The organism is Streptomyces barringtoniae (assembly GCF_020819595.1).
GTDB lineage: Bacteria > Actinomycetota > Actinomycetes > Streptomycetales > Streptomycetaceae > Streptomyces > Streptomyces barringtoniae.
Map to the genome: position 1 here is coordinate 40,906 of NZ_JAJHNP010000017.1, position 19,225 is coordinate 60,130.

A 19,225-nucleotide genomic window follows, 5' to 3' on the forward strand; every position below is an offset into this window, starting at 1 on the left:
CTCGGGACGGTACCGGTCGGACGGGAACGCCGGGTACCGTTGAGCGACCGAGGACATCGCAAGGAGCGTCAGGTGTTCAATGACATAGGACCACTGGAGCTGGTGACGATCATCGTGCTCGCCGTGCTCGTCTTCGGTCCGGACAAGCTCCCGAAGGTCATCCAGGACGTCATGCGCACGATCCGGAAGATCCGCGAGTTCTCGGAGAGCGCCAAGCAGGACATCCGCAGCGAACTGGGCCCGGAGTTCAAGGACTTCGAGTTCGAGGACCTCAACCCGAAGACGTTCATCCGCAAGCAGCTGGACGGCGACGAACTGGGCCTGAAGGAGATCCGCAACGGGTTCGACCTGAAGAAGGAGATGGCCGAGGTCACGGACGCCGTCCACGGGCGGGAGAGCGAAGCCCTCACCTCGTCCTCGTCCTCCTCGGCGTCCGCGTCTTCCTCGGGTTCGGCCGCCTCGGGCCGTATCGACATGACCAAGAAGCCGGAGGAGCCCGCCAGGGACGAGCGGCCGCCCTTCGACGCGGACGCCACCTGACGGACGCCACCTGGCGCACCCTCAGGCGCCGACACGCGCACGCGGGCGTACGCCGCGCACGTGACGCGTTTCATAGCACGCACCCGTCGCACACGGCCTGAACAGGCCGTTCGTGCGACCCACGCATCCAGCGCCTGCCCTGAGGCTCCCACCGGTGTGGATATGCTGCCGAGTTGTTGTGCGGACCGGACGAGTACGCCCGAAGGGGGGCGGGCCACCGCTGGTCCGACGAGAGCGAGGAGGCGTCCGGGCAGATGGAGACGACGAGTCGGGTGGGCGCACAGGCGCCGGCCGCGGAGGGTGCGCAGCAGCTCCCCTCCGCCCGGCGTACGGTCGACGGTTATCTGCAGGCACCCTTCCCGTGGTACGGCCTCGACGAGGCGTTCACCGGGCCGCGCTGGCTGATGCAGGTCGGTACGGCGGCCGACGGTGCCGTCGAGCACGGGTCGATCGGGCACGGCGACGAGCCGTCCGTGCGGGGGGAGGCGGGCTCCGCCGGTGAGCCGCGGGAGAAGTTCGCGGTGGTCGTCACCGTCGCCGCGCAGCCGTCGCGCAGGAGCGCCGACGGTACGGGGCTGCTGGAGGCCACGTCGGTGTCCTCGGCGGCGTGGCTGGCCGGGGTGGGGCTGCTGTCGTTCACCTGGCCCGGGCAGATGGACCACAGCTTGCGGGACGACTGGCTGGATCAGCAGACGGAGACGGCGTGGGCCTTGGCCGACGATCTTGAGGGGCCGGAGTGGAGTCGGCTCTCTCTTCCGGTGGACGGGGTCGCCGCCTCCTTCCACTACCGGGAGTCCGAGTTCGGATGGGTGCTCGCCGGTACTACCGAGGCGGGGGTGCACCTGGGGGCGTACGGGCGGGGGATGAGCGCGTACGGTCTCGGGTTCGCCGTCGTGAAGGACGTCTCCGCCTACGCGTGACATCCGCCCACGCGGTCAACGAAGGGGCACCGATCGATTTCGGTGCCCCTTTGTCGTCGAGGGCTGCGGGGAATCCTCAGAACTTGTTCTTCGGCGTGATCCCCAGCGACAGGCCCGACAGGCCGCGCTGCCGGCCGCCGAGCTTCCCGGCGATCGCCCGCAGGGCGGAACCCGCCGGGGAGTCCGGGTCGGTCAGGACCACCGGCTTGCCCTCGTCGCCGCCCTCGCGGAGGCGGACGTCGATCGGGATGTTGCCGAGGACCGGGACCGTCGTACCCGTGGTGCGGGTGAGGCCGTCGGCGACCACCTGGCCGCCGCCGGTGCCGAAGACGTCGACCATCTCGCCGCAGTGCGGGCAGGGCAGGCCGGACATGTTCTCGACCACGCCGACGATCTTCTGGTGGGTCTGGACCGCGATGGAACCGGCGCGCTCGGCGACCTCGGCCGCCGCCTGCTGCGGGGTCGTCACCACCAGGATCTCGGCGTTCGGGACCAGCTGGGCGACGGAGATCGCGATGTCGCCGGTGCCGGGCGGCAGGTCCAGGAGCAGGACGTCCAGGTCGCCCCAGTACACGTCCGCCAGGAACTGCTGGAGCGCCCGGTGCAGCATCGGGCCGCGCCAGACGACCGGCGCGTTGCCCGGGGTGAACATGCCGATGGAGATGACCTTCACGCCGTTCGCCGACGGCGGCATGATCATGTTCTCGACCTGAGTCGGACGGCCGTCCGCACCCAGCATGCGCGGCACGCTGTGGCCGTAGATGTCGGCGTCGACGACGCCCACCTTCAGGCCGTCGGCGGCCATGGCGGCCGCCAGGTTCACCGTCACCGAGGACTTGCCGACGCCGCCCTTGCCGGAGGCGACCGCGTAGACGCGGGTGAGGTTGCCGGGCTTGGCGAAGGGGACCTCGCGCTCGGCCTGGCCGCCGCGCAGCGCGTTGGCCAGCTCCTTGCGCTGCTCGTCGCTCATCACGTCGAGGGTGACGTCGACGCGCGTGACGCCCTCCACCCGGGAGACCGCCTCGGTGACACGCTGGGTGATCGTCTCGCGCATGGGGCAGCCGGAGACCGTCAGGTACACGGTGACGGCCACCGCGCCGTCATCCCCGATCTCCACCGATTTGACCATTCCCAGTTCGGTGATGGGTCGGTTGATCTCGGGGTCGTTCACCGTCGCCAGTGCCTCGCGCACCGCGTCTTCCGTAGCCATAAGGACGATGGTACGGCGCACCGAGGGGCGTCCGGGATGCCCCTCAGCGGTCGTCTGTGTCACGTCCCGGAGACCGATCTGACCGTTCCGCCGGGAATACGACATGCCCGGGGTGCCCGTCGTGCCGGCGCCTGTCGTCCAGCTCCTTGACCAGATCCTGCAGCTCCGAGCGGATCCAGTCGCGGGTCGCGACCTCGCCCAGGCCCAGGCGCAGCGAGGCGATCTCCCGGGTCAGGTACTCGGTGTCGGCGATGGACCGCTCGTTCTGCTTGCGGTCCTGCTCCAGGTTGACCCGGTCACGGTCGTCCTGCCGGTTCTGCGCGAGCAGGATCAGCGGGGCCGCGTAGGAGGCCTGCAGGGACAGCGCCAGGGTCAGGAAGATGAAGGGGTAGTTGTCGAAGCGCAGGCCGGCGGGCGCGGCGACGTTCCACAGCACCCACAGGATGATGACAACCGTCATCCAGACGATGAAGCGTCCTGTGCCCAGGAAGCGGGCGATCCGTTCCGACAGCCGGCCGAAGGCCTCCGGGTCCCACTCGGGCAGGACGCGGTGGCGCGGCGGGCGCGGCTGGTCCAGGCGGGGCGTGCGCGGCCGGGTGGCGGCGGTGGCGCCCGCCGGGGTGCGGTCGCGGGTCGCGGCGTCGCGCTCAGGAGCCATGGGTCCCCACCCCCTCGTTCTCGTCGTTCAGGTGGAACTCGGTCTCCCGCCAGTCCTCCGGCAGCATGTGGTCCAGTACGTCGTCCACGGTGACCGCGCCGAGCAGCGACCCGGACTCGTCCACCACGGGCGCGGCGACCATGTCGTACGTGGCGAAGAACCCGGCGATGACGCGCAGTGCCGCGTCCGGGTCGAGCGGCTGCAGGTCGGTGTCGACGATGGAGCTGACCAGGGAGTAGGGCGGCTCGCGCAGCAGCCGCTGGAAGTGGACCGTGCCCAGGTACTTGCCGGTCGGGGTCTCGTCCGGCGGGCGGCAGACGTAGACCTGGGCGGCGAGAGACGGGGAGAGGTCGGGGTTGCGGACCCGGGCGAGCGCGTCGGCGACCGTGGCGTCCGGGCGCAGCACGATCGGCTCGGTGGTCATCAGACCGCCGGCCGTGTGCTCCTCGTACGACATCAGGCGGCGCATGTCGGCCGCGTCGCTCGGCTGCATCAGGCTCAGCAGCCGCTCCTTGTCCTCCTCGGGCAGCTCGCCGAGCAGGTCGGCCGCGTCGTCGGGGTCCATGGCCTCCAGGACGTCCGCCGCGCGCTCCTCCTTCAGCTTGCCGAGGATCTCGATCTGGTCGTCCTCCGGCAGCTCTTCGAGCACGTCGGCCAGCCGGTCGTCGTCCAGGGCGGCGGCGACCTCGGCGCGCCGCTTGGCAGAGAGGTGGTGCAGGACGTTGGCGAGGTCGGCGGGGCGCAGCTGCTCGAAGGTGGCGAGCAGGCTCTCGGCGCCCTGTCCGTGCTCCTCCAGGGAGAAGCCGGTGACGGCCGACCACTCGACGGTCAGCGTCTCGCCCTTGGCCCGCCGGAAGGCGCTCGCTTTCCTGCCCTTGCGCACGAAGACACGGCCGACCTCCCAGTCGCGGCGGGCCGGCAGCTGCTGCACGGACAGGTCGAGGACGGTGACCTCCTCGCCGGTCTCCACCAGCGTCACCCGCCGGTCCAGCAGCTCACCGAAGACCAGCCGCTCGGTGGGCCGCTGCTCGAAGCGCCGGACGTTCATCACGCCGGTCGTGATGACCTGCCCGGACTCGACGCCGGTGACCCGGGTCATGGGCAGGAAGATACGGCGCCGGGTGACCAGTTCGACGACCAGCCCCAGGAGGCGCGGGGGCCTGCGGCCCACGCGCAGCATCACGACCAGGTCGCGCACGCGGCCCACCTGGTCGCCGTTCGGATCGAAGACGGGGACCCCGGCGAGGTGCGAGACGAAGATCCGGGGGGCGCCGGCTGCCATGGCTCTGCTTCCTCTACTGACGTGGCCTGGGAATCGCCCCTTTCCGGGGTGTTCCGCTTTCTTTGTGAATTGCTCGGAATTGCCCGCTCGGGTGCGCTTCAGGCTAGCCCGTACCGGTCGGATACGCCCTGGTGGGGGGTCCGGACGGTCTCGCTCCGCCGGGCGGCCGAGGCACGGGTACGCTGCGGTCCACCGCTCAGGAACCGTCAGAAAGGCGACCCCACCTGTGACTGCGATTCCCCAGGGCCGTACCCGCCGGGCCGCGCTGGTCACCTCGATCTGCGTATGCGCCCTGACGGGGATGGCGGTGCTGGCCGGGTGCGGCGGCGAGGATCCGGACGCGGGGACGAACGGCGTGGGCAAGCTGTCCGCCGACAGGATCCAGGCGAAGACCCGCGCGGCCGCCCAGGGGGCACCTGCGGTACGGCTGTCCGGCACCGTCGTCACCAGCGGCCGGACGTACCGGCTGGACATGCGGCTGAAGGCCGACGGCGGGACCGGGTCGGTGACCTCGAAGGGGGCGACCTTCAAGCTGCTGCGGGTGGGGAAGCAGCTGTATCTGAAGGCCGACGCGGACTTCTGGAACCAGGCCGGCGGCAAGGGCGGCGACGGTGGTGACGGCGCGGCCGCCAAGCTGGACGGCAAGTACGTCAAGGTGCCCCAGGACGATCCCGCGTACAGGAAGTTCAGCGGTTTCACGGACAAGGACGTCCTCCTCGACGGACTGTTCACACTGCACGGCTCACTGGCGACGGACGGCCACCACGACGACGCGGGTACCCGCACCATCCGCATCACCGGCGACAAGGGCTCCGGCGGCAGCCTCGACGTCTCCCTGGAGGGCACGCCGTATCCCCTCCGCCTGGTCCGCGGCGGCGGGGCGGGAACGCTCAGCTTCTCCGACTGGGGCAAGGACTTCGCCGTCGCCGAGCCCGCCAAGTCCGACACGGTGGATTACGGGCAGCAGTTGCCGGCGTCCTAGCCGTTTCAGGGCGCCGGTACCGAAGAGCGCCTGCCGCTCTCGTCCGCCGCAACGGCGTCAGCCACAGCGGTGCTCAGCCGCAGCGGTGCTCGGCCCCAGTGGCGCGTCCCGGCGTTGCCGCCCCCTGCCCGGCCCCTCGGCGCTACCGGCCCTTCCGGCGCTTGACGAGAAGCTTCGGCAGGCCCGCCGGCACCGGTCGCCGCGTGGTCGCCGGAGTCGCGACCGGTCGCTCGGCCAGGCTGCCGTCGGGCAAGGGCGCCAAGGACCCGGCCGGAGCCAGGCGCAGCACCCGGCATTCGCGGGCCCAGCGGGCCGGCATCTCCTCGCCGTCGGGGGCGTTCAGACGCTTGCCCTTGAGCTCGGCGACGGCCGCCTCCCACTCCTCGGAGCCGGAGGGCAGCTCGGACACGGTCGCGGCGAACGTCACCAGCCGCCCGCCCTTGTCCTTGCTGCGCACCGTCACCTCGGCGGTGCCCCCGTCGACCAGCCCCTCCAGCGGCTGCTCACCGGGGCCGCCGCCGACCAGGCACACCGCGCCCTCGTGCCACACGTGCCACAGCGCACGCGCGGCGGAGGCTCCGGCGCCCCTGACCCAGATGAGGCCGGACTTCTTCGAGGCCTCCTCGATGAGGGCCCGGTCGAGCAGCTCGCTTGTCATGCGCCCAGCCTATCCAGCGCCCGCTCACAGCCAGCCGTTGCGCTTGAGCACCCGGTGGATACCCACACACATGGCGATGGTGACGCCCAGGACGAGCGGGTAGCCGTACTTCCAGTGCAGCTCGGGCATGTAGTCGAAGTTCATCCCGTACACGCCGGTCACCATCGTCGGCACGGCGATGATCGCGGCCCAGGCCGTGATCTTGCGCATGTCCTCGTTCTGCGCGACGGACGCCTGCGCCAGGTTGGCCTGGAGGATGGAGTTGAGGAGTTCGTCGAAGCTCAGCACCTGCTCCTGGACCCGGGCGAGGTGGTCGGCGACGTCCCGGAAGTACTTCTGGATGTCCGGGTCGACCAGCCGCATCGGCCGCTCGCTCAGCAGCTGCATCGGGCGCAGCAGCGGAGCCACCGCGCGCTTGAACTCCAGCACCTCACGCTTGAGTTGGTAGATCCGGGCCGAGTCCACACCGCGCGAGACCCCGCCCTTGCGGCCCGGCGAGAAGACCTCGGTCTCCACCTCGTCGATGTCGTCCTGCACCGCGTCGGCGACCGCGATGTAGCCGTCCACGACGTGGTCGGCGATCGCGTGCAGCACGGCCGAGGGACCCTTGGCCAGCAGCTCCGGGTCGTCCTGCAGCCGGTGGCGCAGCGCCCGCAGCGAGCCCTGGCCGCCGTGCCGGACGGTGATGAAGAAGTCCCGGCCGGTGAAGCACATGACCTCGCCGGTCTCCACGACCTCGCTGTTGGCGGTGAGCCGGTCGTGCTCGACGTAGTGGATCGTCTTGAAGACGGTGAACAGCGAGTCGTCGTAGCGCTCCAGCTTGGGCCGCTGGTGGGCCTGCACCGCGTCCTCCACGGCCAGCGGGTGCAGCCCGAACTCGCTCGCGATACCGGCGAATTCGGCCTCGGTCGGCTCGTGCAGCCCGATCCACACGAAGCCGCCGTCGCGCCGCACCAGGCGCATCGCCTCGTGCGGGCTCAGCGGCTTGTCGCTGCGCACCCGCACGCCGTCGCGGTAGACGGCGCAGTCCACGACGGCCGACGGGGTGGCCGGGTCGCGGGTGGTGTCGTACGAGGCGTTCGACGTGCTCGTGGGCTTGCGCGGCGAGACGCGGGACGGACGGACCACGGCGCGCAGGTCGCGGATCATCGACATGGGCAGGCTCCTTCGCGACAGGCAACGAATGACCGCCGGCGACGGGTGGAACTACCCGGAATGGGGACGTCCTGACAAGGGGTCTCCCCGCCCTTGAGGCAGGGGAAAGATGTTTGGCACGTCCACAAAGCGGGGAGCACCGCACCGTTGCGGTGGCGACTTCGCTACTGATGCAGAACTGATGCGATCGACAGATCGGGTGATCAGACGGATCGGATGATCAGACGGATCAGGCAAAGCGAAACGAAGTGCTCTTCCGAAGGGCAACGCGCACGGGAAGGCGTAGAGCAGCCGGAAACCAGCCAGTGACTACATCAACGGGCGGAAGAGCGAGTGATACTGCACGGTCGACTTCGATCCATGACAGCCCCACCTCCTCCGGCCGGTCCCTCGTAAGGGAGTCTCGTCGGCGTCGGGACTTGATAGCGACGCTTCTGCGTGCTGTCCCGAACCACCGGCTCAGCGTAGCAGCCGCCCGATGTGTCAAGGCGCCGCTTTGCCCGCTACTGACGAGTTCTATGCTCGCGTCATGGTTGATGTTCTTCCTCTGGTCGAGGCACGGTTGACCACCGCCCTGGGCGAACCGGACGCGCGCGCCGCCGTCACCTTCCTCGGCACGGACCGCATCGAGGTGCTCCGGTTCCAGGAGGGGGACGTCCTGCGGTACGCCACCCTCGGCATGTCCGCCCACCCCATGACCGACCCCACCGCGATGCTCGCCGACCCGGTCAAGGGCCCCCGCGCCGAGCTGGTCCTCTCCGTCCGCGCGGGCCTCGCCGACACCGACAAGGTCCTCCGCCCGCTCGCCGTACTGGCCGCGTCCCCGCAGGTCGAGGGTCTGATCGTGACCCCGGGCGCCTCGCTGGACGTGGGGGAGCCGCTGTGGCCCGGCGCCCCCTTCACCTCGTTCCTGGTCGGCGAGCCCGGCGGTCTGGTCGAGGACCTGGAGCTGGACGCCCCGATGGATCCCGTACGGTTCCTGCCGCTGCTGCCGATGACCCCGAACGAGGCCGCCTGGAAGCGGGTGCACGGCGCCCAGGCCCTCCAGGAGCGGTGGCTGGCGCGCGGGACGGACCTGAGGGACCCCGCCCGCAGGTCCGTCCCGCTGGACTGAGCAGGAAGTGACCGATCTCACCAACACAAGGCCGGATTCGGCCAGTTGGCAAAGCCGGTGACGCCGTGCGCGGCGGCGGCCGCGAACCAGCGGGCGAAGTTGCAGCCCGCGCTCGCCACCGGGCGGGGGCGTCGGACACGCCGAGGGCCAGCTCGGTGTAGACGGTGTTGTTCACGCCCATGAACGCGCCGCCGGCAGCACACCCCAGCGCAGAACGTGCGGGCCGGCTTCGGCTGCTCCTTCAGGAACGCCGTGATGCACAGGAAGCCGATCGCCGGCGGCGTGGCCGTGCCGAAGAAGGGGTGGCGCCAGCTGATGTCGCCGAGGGCCGCGCCGAGCAGCGGGCCGCAGGCCGTGCCGAAGCCGGGCGCGCACTCGTACGGCAGGATCGCCGCCGCACTGCCCCCGGCCGACGCGCCGACGATCACCGCGAGCGAGGTCGAGGGACACCTGGCCGGTGGTCGCGTACAGGCCCTGCGCGATCGACGGCAGGTTCGGGCCGACCAGACCGACGCCAATTAATGTACATTGCATCAAATTTGCCGGACGGGTGATCGTCCTTGACGTGGGCGGGCAGGGGTAGGACCGTGGAGCCCTATGAGGGGCGAACCCAGTTGCCCGAGGTGCGGTGGCCGGGTCAGGGCGCCCGGTCTCTTCGCCGATGCGTGGCAGTGCGATGTGCACGGCACGGTGTATCCGCTGCAGCCCGTGATCCCGCCCAGTGTCGAAGCCCTCGGTGCCGTCGTGCACCGCACGCACGTGCCGTTGTGGATGCCCTGGCCGCTGCCCGTCGGCTGGCTCTTCACGGGCGTGGCCTACGCGGGTGACGACCGCAGCGGTGGCCGCGCGACCGCCGTCGCCTGCTCCGGACCCGGCCCGCTCGGCGGCCCGGCCGAACTCATCCTGGTCGCCGAGGAGCTCGGCGTCGGCCTCGGCGCGCGCTACGCGGGCATCGACGGCCCGGACCCGGGGTCGTACATGAACGTCGAGAAGCCGCCCCAGGCCAAGGTGCTGGCCGTCGGTCGCCCGACCCCGCTCTGGCACGTCTACCGCACCCCCGACGACCGTGCCGTCTTCGCCGGTGAGGCCCTCGGCATGTGGCTGTGGGCGGTGATGTGGCCCGAGCAGGCGGGCCTGCTGATGTACGACGAGCTGGTGCTGACGGATCTGCGGGACGCGGGGGCGGAGCTGGATCTGGTCCCCTTCGGAGCGTTGTCGCCGCGCTTGCTCCGGCCGTGACGCCCCCTGGAGTGGGGGTTCTGCGCGTCGGCGGGTGCGGGTGCTTCGTGGTTGCTAGCGCCCACGCGGCGGAGCCGCAGATCGAACACGGCCCCGCGCGCCTTGCGGCTCGTCCGGTAAAGGGCGCTGCCGGGGTGCGGGTGTGACAGCCGGGCTTCAGAACCCCGCTATCCTTAGGTGTCCCCTTCCGTAGCCGTCCTCGTCTGGAGTCACCGTGCGCATCGATCTGCACTGTCACTCCACGGCCTCTGACGGCACGGACACCCCGGCCGAGCTGGTGCGCAATGCCGCCGCTGCCGGGCTGGACGTCGTCGCGCTGACGGACCACGACACCACCCGTGGGTACGCCGAGGCGATCGCCGCGCTGCCCGAGGGGCTCACCCTGGTCACCGGGGCCGAGCTGTCCTGCCGCATCGACGGCATCTCGATGCACATGCTGGCCTACCTCTTCGACCCCGCGGAGCCCGCCCTGCTCGCCGAGCGCGAGCTGGTGCGGGACGACCGGGTGCCGCGGGCCAAGGGCATGGTCGCCAAGCTCGGCGCGCTGGGCGTGCCGGTCACCTGGGAGCAGGTCGAGCGGATCGCGGCCGGCGGCTCCGTGGGGCGCCCGCACGTCGCGACGGCGCTGGTCGAGCTGGGCGTCGTACCGACCGTGAGCGACGCGTTCACCGAGGAGTGGCTGGCCGACGGCGGCCGGGCCTTCGTGGAGAAGCACGAGACGGACCCCTTCGAGGCGATCCGGCTGGTCAAGAACGCGGGCGGGGTCTGTGTGTTCGCGCACCCGGCCGCCGCCAAGCGCGGTCGTACGGTCCCGGAGGCGCGGATCGCCGAGATGGCCGAGGCCGGCCTGGACGGCCTCGAGGTCGACCACATGGACCACGACGCCGACGCGCGCGACCGGCTGCGGGGCCTGGCGAAGGACCTGGATCTGCTGGTCACCGGCTCCTCGGACTACCACGGCAGCCGCAAGACCGTCACGCTCGGCGCGTACACGACGGACCCCGAGGTGTACGGGGAGATCACGCGACGGGCGACCGGCGCGTTCCCGGTGCCGGGCACCGGCGGAGCCTGACGCCGTCAGCGGCCCCCACGCGACCCCAGTCCACCCTTTCCAGCAAGGCCAGTACTTCCCCATGTTCGACGTCGCCGTCTTCGGCTCTCTGTTCCTGACCCTTTTTGTCATCATGGATCCCCCCGGGATCACCCCGATCTTCCTCGCCCTGACCGCCGGGCGCCCGGCCAAGGTGCAGAAGCGGATGGCCTTCCAGGCCGTCTGCGTGGCGGGCGGGGTCATCGCCACCTTCGGTGTCCTGGGCCACCAGATCCTCGACTACCTGCACGTCTCCGTCCCCGCGCTGATGATCGCGGGCGGTCTGCTGCTCCTGCTGATCGCGCTGGACCTGCTCACCGGCAAGACCGACGAGCCGAAGCAGACCAAGGACGTGAACGTGGCGCTCGTACCGCTCGGCATGCCGCTGCTGGCCGGGCCCGGTGCGATCGTGTCCGTGATCCTGGCCGTGCAGAAGGCCGGCAGCGTGGCCACGCAGGTGTCGGTGTGGTCCGCGATCCTCGCGATCCATGTCGTGCTGTGGCTGGTGATGCGCTACTCGCTGCTGATCATCCGGGTCATCAAGGACGGGGGTGTGGTGCTCGTGACGCGACTCGCGGGCATGATGCTCTCCGCCATCGCCGTACAGCAGATCATCAACGGGATCACTCAGGTGATCCGGGGGAGCTGAGCCCTCGTCGGCTCGGCTCCCCCGGAAAGCTTGAGTGGCGCGCAGCGCGTGAGCGTTACGAGGCCTGGGTCTCGGCCGGGCGGATCCACAGGCGCTGTCCGATGGCGGCGGCCTGCTGAACGATCCGGTTGACGGAGGCGGCGTCCACGACGGTGCTGTCCACGGTGGTGCCGTCGACCTCGTCGAGTCGCATGATCTCGAAGCGCACAGGCTTCTCCCTTCGTCTGGTCATCCTCCTGAGGAGAACTACTTGATGCGCCGGATGTTGTATCCGGCGTTCGTAGGGAGTCAACGCGATGCTTGTTACAAACATTCCCTACGCTAAAGAAAATTTTCGAACGTCTAATTACTGACTGGTAAGTCGGGTCGGCCGGACCGATCGGGACCGGTTGTGTTCGCAGCGTGACCACCGGGACAATGGAGGCGATGAACGACGACCTGGCGGCCCTGGGCGCCCGCATCGACCGCACGAACGAGCTGCTGGAACGCATGCTCGCCGAGGTGGCGAAGACGCCCTCCACCCACGCGATCTTCGTCGACGCGGGCTATCTGTACGCGGCCGCGGGCCGGCTGGTCGCCGGGACCGAGGACCGCCGGGCCTTCGACCTCGACGCCGAGGGCCTGATCGAGGCCCTCATCGACCGTGCGCGCCAGGTCTTCGCGGACAGCCGCCTGCTGCGGGTGTACTGGTACGACGGCGCCCGCCGCCGCATCCACACCGCCGAGCAACAGTCCATCGCCGAACTCCCCGACGTCAAGGTCCGGCTCGGCAACCTCAACGCCAACAACCAGCAGAAGGGCGTCGATTCGCTGATCCGCAGCGACCTCGAGTCACTGGCGAGGCACCGCGCGATCAGCGACGCCGCCCTGCTCGGCGGCGACGAGGACCTGGTCTCGGCGGTCGAGGCGGCGCAGGGCTACGGCGCCCGCGTCCACCTGTGGGGCATCGAGGCCCCCGAGGGCCGCAACCAGGCCGAGCCGCTGCTGTGGGAGGTGGACAGCCAGCGCACCCTCGACCTCGAGTTCTTCAAGCCGTACGTCTCCCGCCGCACGGCCGCCGTCTACGACGCCACCGCCGGCACCCGCCCCACCCGTGAGGACGTCCGTTTCGTCGGCGCCCAGATCGCCGCGAAGTGGCTGGCCGCGCGGGGCCGCGAGTCCCTGGTCGAGCTGCTCCCCGGCCATCCCTACCTCCCCGGCTCCGTCGACCAGGACCTGCTGGTCGAGGCCGAGGGCCTGCTCCAGTACTCCCTGCGCGGCCAGGCGGACCTGCGCCGCGCCCTGAGGGACGGCTTCTGGGAGCATCTGCAGGCGCAGTACTAACCCTGCCCGTCCGCGCTGTCCCAGAAGTCGGCGATCGCGCGGGCCGTGGCGAGGGGCTGGTCGGTGTTGGGGGAGTGCTCGGCGTTCTCGATCACCGTCCGCCGTGCGTTGAGCCGTAGCGCCATGTCGTCCAGCAGGGGCAGCGGCCAGGTGTCGTCCCGTGCCCCGGACAGGACGTGGAACGGCAGCGGCAGCGCGGCCAGTTCCTTGATCCGGTCCGGTTCCGTGCACAACTGGCGTCCGGCTGCGACGAGTTGGGCGGGCTTGGTGCGCAGCCAGCGGCGCTGCAGGTCGTCGCGGTCGTCCAGGCCGCCGTCCAGGGCCGCCGTCTCGGTCTCCTCGGGCGTCTCCATCGCCCGCATCGCGTCCCACACCTGAGCCATGGTCATCACCGCGAGGGCGTCCCGCAGCAGCTTCACGCGCTGCTGCTGGGCCTCCGAGATCTGCGCGGGGCCGGAGGCCATGAGGGTGAGCGACCGGAAGGGCGCGTGGTCGAGCAGCACGGCCGCGCGCGAGACCTGCCCGCCGAAGGAGTGCCCCAGCAGATGCACCGGCTCCCCGAGCGCCTCGGCCTGAGCCAGCACGTCCCGCGCCAACTCCTGCCTCGCATAAGCGGATTCGTCGGTCTCGGGTCCGTCCGACTCGTACTGCCCGCGCCCGTCCACGGCCACGGTCCGGTAACCGCGCCGCGCGAGCGGCACGTGCAGCGGATTGAAGTCCTCCTTGCTCCCGGTGAACCCCGGCAGCAACAGCGCCACCCCTCGGGGCTCGACCCCGTCGGCCACGGGAGCGTCGACTACGGCGAACTCCCCGCGCGCGGTCCGCAGCGAGTACGCACGGGCACCGGGGGGCGGGACGAAGGTGACGGGCCTGCTCATGGGGAGAGGCTATCGGAGCGCCCCAAGAGGCGGGGCTCTGGCTGCCCTGCGGCTCCGCCGACGTGCGGACATGCGACGGCCCGGTCCACATCGGTGGACCGGGCCGTCGCATGTCGGGTGCCGGATCAGCCCTCGGCGGCCTCGACGGCCGCCGCGGCCTTGCGGGTACGGCGACGCGGCTTTTCCTCCGGCTCCTCGGTGGCCTGCGCCGGGATCTCGGCGGCGACCGCCTTGGCGGCGGCCTTACGGGTCCGCCGGACCTTCGGCGCGGCCACCTCGGCGTCACCGTCCGCCTCCACGACGGCAGCGGCCGTCTTGCGGGTGCGGCGGGGCTTGGCCTCGGCCTCGGGTGCCTCGGTCGTCTCCGGTGCGGCGACGGCCTTCTTGCGGGTGCGGCGCGGCTTGGTTTCCGTGCCCTCGGCCGTGTCCACGGCCGTTTCGGCCTCCGGTGCGGCGGCGGCCGTCTTGCGGGTGCGGCGCGGCTTGGGCTCCGCCTCCGTGTCCGCCGGTGCCGTCTCGGTGACGGCGGTGGCCGTCTTGCGGGTGCGGCGGGGCTTGGTCTCGGTGCCTTCGGCCGTGTCCACGGCCGTTTCGGCCTCCGGTGCGGCGGCGGCTTTCTTGCGCGTGCGGCGGGGCTTGGCCTCGGCCTCGGGTGCCTCGGTCGTGTCGGCCGTCGCGGGCGCGGTGGCGGCCGTCTTGCGGGTGCGGCGCGGCTTGGGCTCCGCCTCCGTGTCCGCCGGTGCCGTCTCGGTGACGGCGGTGGCCGTCTTGCGGGTGCGGCGGGGCTTGGTCTCGGTGCCCTCGGCCGTGTCCACGGCCGTCTCGGCGGCCGGCTCGGCCGTCTTGCGCGTACGGCGGCGCGGCTTGGCCTCCACGGGCGCGGTTTCGGCCTGCGGCTCGGCGGCGACCGGCGCCGCCTCCGCCTCAGGTGCGGTGGCCTCGGGCGTCGTCTCGGCCGCGGCCGGCTCCGCCGACTTGCGGGTGCGGCGGCGGCGCGGCTTCTCGACAGCCTCCGGCACCTCCGGGGTCTCCAGCTGGGCCGGGCCCTCCGCGGTGTCCACCGACTCGACGGCGGCCTCGGTGGCCGTCACCGGCTGCGCCGACGCCCCGCCGCGCGTACGGCGACGGCGGCGCAGGGTACGGGGAGCGCCGGACTCCTCCACGCCGGTGGCCTCGGCGGCGCCCGACTCGGAGGCCGGCGCCGCGGGGGTCCCGGTGGCCGTGGCGCCCTCGAGCGGTGCTCCGCCACGGGTGCGGCGGCGACGGCGCGCCGTACGGGCCGTACGCTCGTGCTCGGCGGCGCCGGACTCGGGACGGCCGTCACGCTCGCCCCGGCCACCACGGCCGCGGCCGCGCGCGCCACGCCCGCCGGTCTCGCCGAGGTCCTCCAGCTCCTCCGCGTCCAGACCGGCACGGGTCCGCTCGGAGCGCGGCAGGGTGCCCTTGGTGCCCTCGGGGATGCCGAGGTCGGAGAACAGGTGCGGGGACGAGGAGTACGTCTCCACCGGGTCGTTGAAGTCGAGCTCCAGCGCCTTGTTGATCAGCTGCCAGCGCGGGATGTCGTCCCAGTCGACGAACGTGATCGCCGTACCCTTGGCGCCCGCGCGGCCCGTACGGCCGACCCGGTGCAGGTAGGTCTTCTCGTCCTCGGGGGACTGGTAGTTGATGACGTGGGTCACGCCCTCGACGTCGATGCCGCGCGCGGCGACGTCGGTGCAGACCAGGACGTCCACCTTGCCGTTGCGGAAGGCGCGCAGCGCCTGCTCGCGGGCGCCCTGCCCGAGGTCGCCGTGGACCGCGCCGGAGGCGAAGCCGCGGCGCTGGAGCTGCTCGGCGATGTCCGCCGCCGTACGCTTCGTACGGCAGAAGATCATCGCCAGTCCGCGGCCCTCGGCCTGCAGGATGCGGGCGACCATCTCCGGCTTGTCCATGTTGTGCGCGCGGTAGACGAACTGCTTGATGTTCGCGACCGTCGCGCCCTCGTCGTCCGGCGCGGTGGCGCGGATGTGCGTGGGCCGGGACATGTAGCGGCGCGCGAGACCGATGACCGCGCCCGGCATGGTCGCCGAGAACAGCATGGTCTGGCGCTTGACCGGCAGCATGTCGATGATCTTCTCGACGTCGGGCAGGAAGCCCAGGTCGAGCATCTCGTCGGCCTCGTCGAGGACCAGGCACTTGACGTGCTTCAGGTTCAGCTTCTTCTGGCCCGCGAGGTCGAGCAGCCGGCCCGGGGTGCCGACGACCACGTCGACGCCCTTCTTCAGGGCCTCCACCTGGGGCTCGTAGGCCCGGCCGCCGTAGATCGCGACCACGCGCACGTTGCGGACCTTGCCGGCCGTCAGCAGGTCGTTGGTGACCTGGGTGCACAGCTCGCGCGTGGGCACGACGACGAGCGCCTGCGGGGCGTCGGTGAGGGCTTCGGGGGCGGCGCGTCCGGCCTCGACGTCGGCGGGGACGGTGACGCGCTCGAGGAGCGGAAGACCGAAGCCCAGCGTCTTGCCGGTGCCGGTCTTGGCCTGGCCGATGACGTCCGTGCCGGAAAGGGCGACGGGAAGCGTCATCTCCTGGATGGGGAAGGGAGTGATGATGCCGACGGCCTCCAGGGCCTCGGCGGTCTCGGGAAGGATTCCCAGGTCTCGAAACGTGGTAGTCAGGGTCATGCCTCTTCTGTGTGCGCGGCGCGAGGCGAGCGCGGGGGTCATGTGCGACCGTGCCGGGGACGTCGGCTGCCGTACGGACGAACCACTCGGGGCAAGCCGTAAGACACGGGACCTCTGCCGACGCTCTAGCGCTCGTACCGCTGAGGGTGTCCCTCCGGTCGTCGTACGTACTGAGCCGTACGGCCAGGGAGGGCTGTCGGGTCGGAGCCGATCGGGCCACCGACCGGGCATCCTCATGCGTGCGCCCTGTTCGGAGACGTCGAACACCGTCGACGCACTCTGGCAGGCGCATTACCACCATACCCCGGATTCGCGCACATGCGATGGCCGATTTGGTCACGTCATGGTGGTCACACTGATCGGCCGGGACCTTACGACGCCACGCAAGCGGGCTATTGTGCGCCTCATGACTAGCTCTGACAAGCCTGAGAACGCGTCCGCCGCCTCCGCCGGACCCACCGGTGTCGCCGCCCAGGACTGGGCGCAGGCCTCCGCCGAGCCGCAGTACCGCGCCGCCGTCGTGGACCTGCTCGGCGCGCTCGCGTACGGGGAGCTGGCGGCGTTCGAGCGGCTCGCGGAGGACGCGAAGCTCGCGCCGACCCTCGCGGACAAGGCGGAGCTGGCGAAGATGGCCTCGGCCGAGTTCCACCACTTCGAGCGGCTGCGGGACCGGCTGACCGAGATCGGCGAGGAGCCGACGGCCGCCATGGACCCGTTCGTCGCCGCGCTCGACGGCTTCCACCGGCAGACCGCGCCCTCGGACTGGCTGGAGGGCCTGGTCAAGGCTTACGTCGGCGACTCGATCGCGAGCGACTTCTACCGGGAGGTCGCCGCCCGCCTGGACTCGGACACGCGCGAGCTCGTCCTCGCCGTCCTCGACGACACCGGGCACGCCGGGTTCGCGGTGGAGAAGGTGCGGGCCGCCATCGACGCCGACCCGCGCGTGGGCGGCCGCCTCGCGCTGTGGGCGCGGCGGCTGATGGGCGAGGCGCTGTCGCAGTCCCAGCGGGTCGTCGCCGACCGGGACGCGCTGTCCACGATGCTCGTGGGCGGGGTTGCCGACGGGTTCGACCTCGCGGAGGTCGGGAGGATGTTCTCGCGGATCACTGAGGCGCACACCAAGCGGATGGCTGCGCTGGGCCTCGCGGCCTGAGAGCCGGCGCGCTCTGTCGGGGGTGGTCGCGGGGATGTGCGCGGCTGCGGGTGTGCTGCGGGTGTGGTGCCGTTGCTCGCGCCCCGCGGCGGAGCCGCACCTCGAACGCAGCCCCGCGCCCCCTTGACGGCTACGCCGTCAGGGATCGTCGGCGCAGTCTGCCTGCCGGGCGCAGGAGGAGCGACAGGGACGCCGCCGAGATGATCGCGGCGCCCAGGAGGCTCAGCCAGGCGCCGCCGGGGCCGAGGGCCGTGTGGGTGACGAAGTCGCCGAAGAGGGCGCCGGCGACGCCCGTCGAGAGGACCAGCGGGCGGGCCGGCAGGCGGTGGGGCAGGCGGTACGCCGCGATCAAGGCGAGGGCCAGACCGAGCACTGCGGACGCGAGTGCTTCCAGGATCATGTCGGGGTCCCTCCCATGGCCGGTCTGCCTTGAACGGTCGTAGCCCGTCATACCCGTGACCTGCGGAGTGCAATCCTCCGCTGTGGAGGAGTTGTGCTCCAGCTGTGTGCCCGGGCCATACGGAAGGGCGCGGACCCAGCACCATGCGGAAGGGCCCGGCGGCACACGGCCGCCGGGCCCTTCTCACGACGTCGGCCTACAGCGCGCCGAACCCCACCTTGCGCACGGTCGGCTCACCGATCTCCACGTACGCCAGGCGGTCCGTCGGCACCAGGACCTTGCGCCCCTTCTCGTCCTGAAGGGTCAGCAGCTGCGTCTTGCCGGACAGCGCATCGGACACCAGGCGCTCGACCTCCTCGACGCTCTGACCGCTCTCCAGAACGATCTCGCGGGGCGCGTACTGCACGCCGATCTTGACCTCCACGGCTATGTCCCTCCGACGGCCAGTGATGTGCGCGATCTTCCGCGCCGTACGCAGCACACATTAGTCCGGTGAGGGGACCGGCACGCTGCGGGACGGAACGCCGTCAGCGAACAGCGTGCGGGAACAAACGGCCGTCAGTGGTGTTCGGTGCCGTGCAGCGGGAAGCCCGCGATGCCCCGCCAGGCCAGTGAGGTCAGCAACTGCACCGCCTGGTCGCGCGGCACGCTGCGGTCGCTGTGCAGCCAGGAGCGGGCCACCACCTGGGCGAGACCGCCGAGGCCGGAGGCGAGCAGCATCGACTCCGCGCGCGACAGGCCCGTGTCCTCGGCGATGACGTCGCAGATCGCCTCGGCGCAGTCGTTGGTGACCTTGTCGACGCGCTCGCGGACCGCGGGCTCGTTCGTCAGGTCCGACTCGAAGACCAGCCGGAAGGCGCCGCCGTCGTCCTCGACGTAGGCGAAATAGGCGTCCATGGTCGCCCGGACGCGCTGCTTGTTGTCGGTCGTCGACGCCAGCGCGTTGCGCACGGACTGGATCAGCGACTCGCAGTGCTGGTCCAGCAGGGCGAGGTAGAGGTCGAGCTTGCCCGGAAAGTGCTGGTAGAGCACCGGCTTGCTCACGCCGGCCCGCTCGGCGATGTCGTCCATCGCCGCCGCGTGGTACCCCTGCGCGACGAAAACCTCCTGGGCGGCGCCCAGCAGCTGGTTCCGTCGGGCTCGGCGCGGCAGGCGAGTGCCACGCGGGCGTGCTGCCTCAGTTTGCTCGATGGCTGTCACGCCGCCTCCCAAAGTCGTCCAAATCGCGGTGTCGGCCGCGCGGCCATCGTACTTTTCGGTAACCGTGCTGTGCGCGGTGCGAGCGCAGAATTTCACGTACCGGACGGCGACGAA

General features: G+C 71.2%; 20 protein-coding genes and 1 pseudogene. 9 read left to right on the top strand and 12 right to left on the bottom strand.

Going from position 1 to position 19,225, the window contains the following annotated elements:
- Positions 1-72: 72 nt before the first annotated feature.
- Together LMU33_RS27760 and LMU33_RS27765 are read left to right on the top strand one after the other, a co-directional pair.
- Complete coding sequence (locus LMU33_RS27760; protein ID WP_228623349.1) at positions 73-540, top strand: sec-independent translocase; 468 nt, start codon at positions 73-75, stop codon at positions 538-540.
- A 254-nt stretch (positions 541-794) separates the two neighbouring features.
- The gene (locus LMU33_RS27765; protein ID WP_228623350.1) at positions 795-1,460 is read left to right on the top strand and encodes a hypothetical protein; all 666 of its coding nucleotides are present in this window, start codon (positions 795-797) and stop codon (positions 1,458-1,460) included.
- 76 nt (positions 1,461-1,536) lie between these two features.
- On the opposite strand, the gene LMU33_RS27770 is transcribed toward LMU33_RS27765, so the two are convergent.
- From LMU33_RS27770 to LMU33_RS27780, 3 genes are read right to left on the bottom strand one after another with little or no spacing between them, the layout of a single operon-like run.
- Positions 1,537-2,670, bottom strand: a complete 1,134-nt coding sequence (locus tag LMU33_RS27770) for an Mrp/NBP35 family ATP-binding protein (protein ID WP_228623351.1) — start codon at positions 2,668-2,670, stop codon at positions 1,537-1,539.
- Between the two features lie 43 nt (positions 2,671-2,713).
- Positions 2,714-3,328, bottom strand: a complete 615-nt coding sequence (locus tag LMU33_RS27775; RefSeq protein ID WP_228623352.1) for a DUF1003 domain-containing protein — start codon at positions 3,326-3,328, stop codon at positions 2,714-2,716.
- Positions 3,318-4,610, bottom strand: a complete 1,293-nt coding sequence (locus LMU33_RS27780) for a magnesium transporter MgtE N-terminal domain-containing protein (protein WP_228623353.1) — start codon at positions 4,608-4,610, stop codon at positions 3,318-3,320. The genes LMU33_RS27775 and LMU33_RS27780 overlap by 11 nt, the downstream gene beginning before the upstream one ends.
- A 226-nt stretch (positions 4,611-4,836) precedes the next feature.
- Between LMU33_RS27780 and LMU33_RS27785 the strand changes: the two genes are divergently transcribed.
- Entirely contained in the window at positions 4,837-5,592 is a 756-nt protein-coding gene (locus tag LMU33_RS27785; RefSeq protein WP_228623354.1) for a hypothetical protein, read from the top strand.
- A 142-nt stretch (positions 5,593-5,734) separates the two neighbouring features.
- On the opposite strand, the gene LMU33_RS27790 is transcribed toward LMU33_RS27785, so the two are convergent.
- Both LMU33_RS27790 and LMU33_RS27795 read right to left on the bottom strand, forming a co-directional pair.
- Positions 5,735-6,250: a hypothetical protein gene (locus LMU33_RS27790; protein ID WP_228623355.1), complete on the bottom strand. Its 516-nt coding sequence runs from the start codon at positions 6,248-6,250 to the stop codon at positions 5,735-5,737.
- Positions 6,251-6,274: 24 nt separating this feature from the next.
- Positions 6,275-7,405 (bottom strand): magnesium and cobalt transport protein CorA, encoded by a 1,131-nt coding sequence (locus tag LMU33_RS27795; protein WP_228623356.1) that lies wholly within the window; start codon positions 7,403-7,405, stop codon positions 6,275-6,277.
- Positions 7,406-7,934: 529 nt separating this feature from the next.
- On the opposite strand from LMU33_RS27795, the gene LMU33_RS27800 reads away from it, so the two are divergent.
- Complete coding sequence (locus tag LMU33_RS27800) at positions 7,935-8,519, top strand: suppressor of fused domain protein (RefSeq protein WP_228623357.1); 585 nt, start codon at positions 7,935-7,937, stop codon at positions 8,517-8,519.
- 68 nt (positions 8,520-8,587) lie between these two features.
- Here the strand turns inward: LMU33_RS27800 and LMU33_RS27805 are convergent.
- Positions 8,588-8,962, bottom strand: a pseudogene (locus tag LMU33_RS27805) (MFS transporter); the annotation flags it as partial.
- 154 nt (positions 8,963-9,116) lie between these two features.
- Here LMU33_RS27805 and LMU33_RS27810 point away from each other — a divergent pair.
- The 3 genes from LMU33_RS27810 (at position 9,117) to LMU33_RS27820 (ending at position 11,497) form a co-directional block, all read left to right on the top strand.
- Positions 9,117-9,758: a DUF6758 family protein gene (locus LMU33_RS27810; protein WP_228623358.1), complete on the top strand. Its 642-nt coding sequence runs from the start codon at positions 9,117-9,119 to the stop codon at positions 9,756-9,758.
- 214 nt (positions 9,759-9,972) lie between these two features.
- Entirely contained in the window at positions 9,973-10,830 is an 858-nt protein-coding gene (locus LMU33_RS27815) for a PHP domain-containing protein (protein WP_228623359.1), read from the top strand.
- Between the two features lie 61 nt (positions 10,831-10,891).
- Positions 10,892-11,497, top strand: coding sequence for a MarC family protein (locus tag LMU33_RS27820; RefSeq protein WP_228623360.1), 606 nt, complete (start codon positions 10,892-10,894; stop codon positions 11,495-11,497).
- Between the two features lie 55 nt (positions 11,498-11,552).
- Here LMU33_RS27820 and LMU33_RS27825 read toward each other — a convergent pair whose 3' ends face one another.
- Positions 11,553-11,705: a DUF8834 family protein gene (locus LMU33_RS27825; protein WP_099054875.1), complete on the bottom strand. Its 153-nt coding sequence runs from the start codon at positions 11,703-11,705 to the stop codon at positions 11,553-11,555.
- A gap of 209 nt (positions 11,706-11,914) precedes the next feature.
- On the opposite strand from LMU33_RS27825, the gene LMU33_RS27830 reads away from it, so the two are divergent.
- Complete coding sequence (locus tag LMU33_RS27830; RefSeq protein WP_228623481.1) at positions 11,915-12,820, top strand: NYN domain-containing protein; 906 nt, start codon at positions 11,915-11,917, stop codon at positions 12,818-12,820.
- Here the strand turns inward: LMU33_RS27830 and LMU33_RS27835 are convergent.
- Positions 12,817-13,698 (bottom strand): alpha/beta fold hydrolase, encoded by an 882-nt coding sequence (locus tag LMU33_RS27835; protein WP_228623361.1) that lies wholly within the window; start codon positions 13,696-13,698, stop codon positions 12,817-12,819. The genes LMU33_RS27830 and LMU33_RS27835 overlap by 4 nt on opposite strands.
- A 125-nt stretch (positions 13,699-13,823) precedes the next feature.
- Positions 13,824-16,358, bottom strand: a complete 2,535-nt coding sequence (locus LMU33_RS27840) for a DEAD/DEAH box helicase (protein WP_228623362.1) — start codon at positions 16,356-16,358, stop codon at positions 13,824-13,826.
- A gap of 406 nt (positions 16,359-16,764) precedes the next feature.
- Here LMU33_RS27840 and LMU33_RS27845 point away from each other — a divergent pair, with 406 nt between their 5' ends.
- A complete protein-coding gene (locus LMU33_RS27845) occupies positions 16,765-17,511 on the top strand; it encodes a ferritin-like fold-containing protein (RefSeq protein ID WP_249814353.1) in 747 nt (248 codons plus the stop codon).
- Positions 17,512-17,641: 130 nt separating this feature from the next.
- Here the strand turns inward: LMU33_RS27845 and LMU33_RS27850 are convergent, their stop codons facing one another.
- The 3 genes from LMU33_RS27850 to LMU33_RS27860 all read right to left on the bottom strand — a co-directional run bounded on the left by LMU33_RS27850 (position 17,642) and on the right by LMU33_RS27860 (position 19,111).
- A complete protein-coding gene (locus LMU33_RS27850) occupies positions 17,642-17,911 on the bottom strand; it encodes a hypothetical protein (protein ID WP_228623364.1) in 270 nt (89 codons plus the stop codon).
- 196 nt (positions 17,912-18,107) lie between these two features.
- Positions 18,108-18,335, bottom strand: a complete 228-nt coding sequence (locus LMU33_RS27855) for a DUF3107 domain-containing protein (RefSeq protein ID WP_228623365.1) — start codon at positions 18,333-18,335, stop codon at positions 18,108-18,110.
- 134 nt (positions 18,336-18,469) lie between these two features.
- On the bottom strand, positions 18,470-19,111 hold the full coding sequence (locus LMU33_RS27860) for a TetR/AcrR family transcriptional regulator (RefSeq protein WP_132853227.1): 642 nt from the start codon (positions 19,109-19,111) through the stop codon (positions 18,470-18,472).
- Positions 19,112-19,225: the final 114 nt, after the last annotated feature.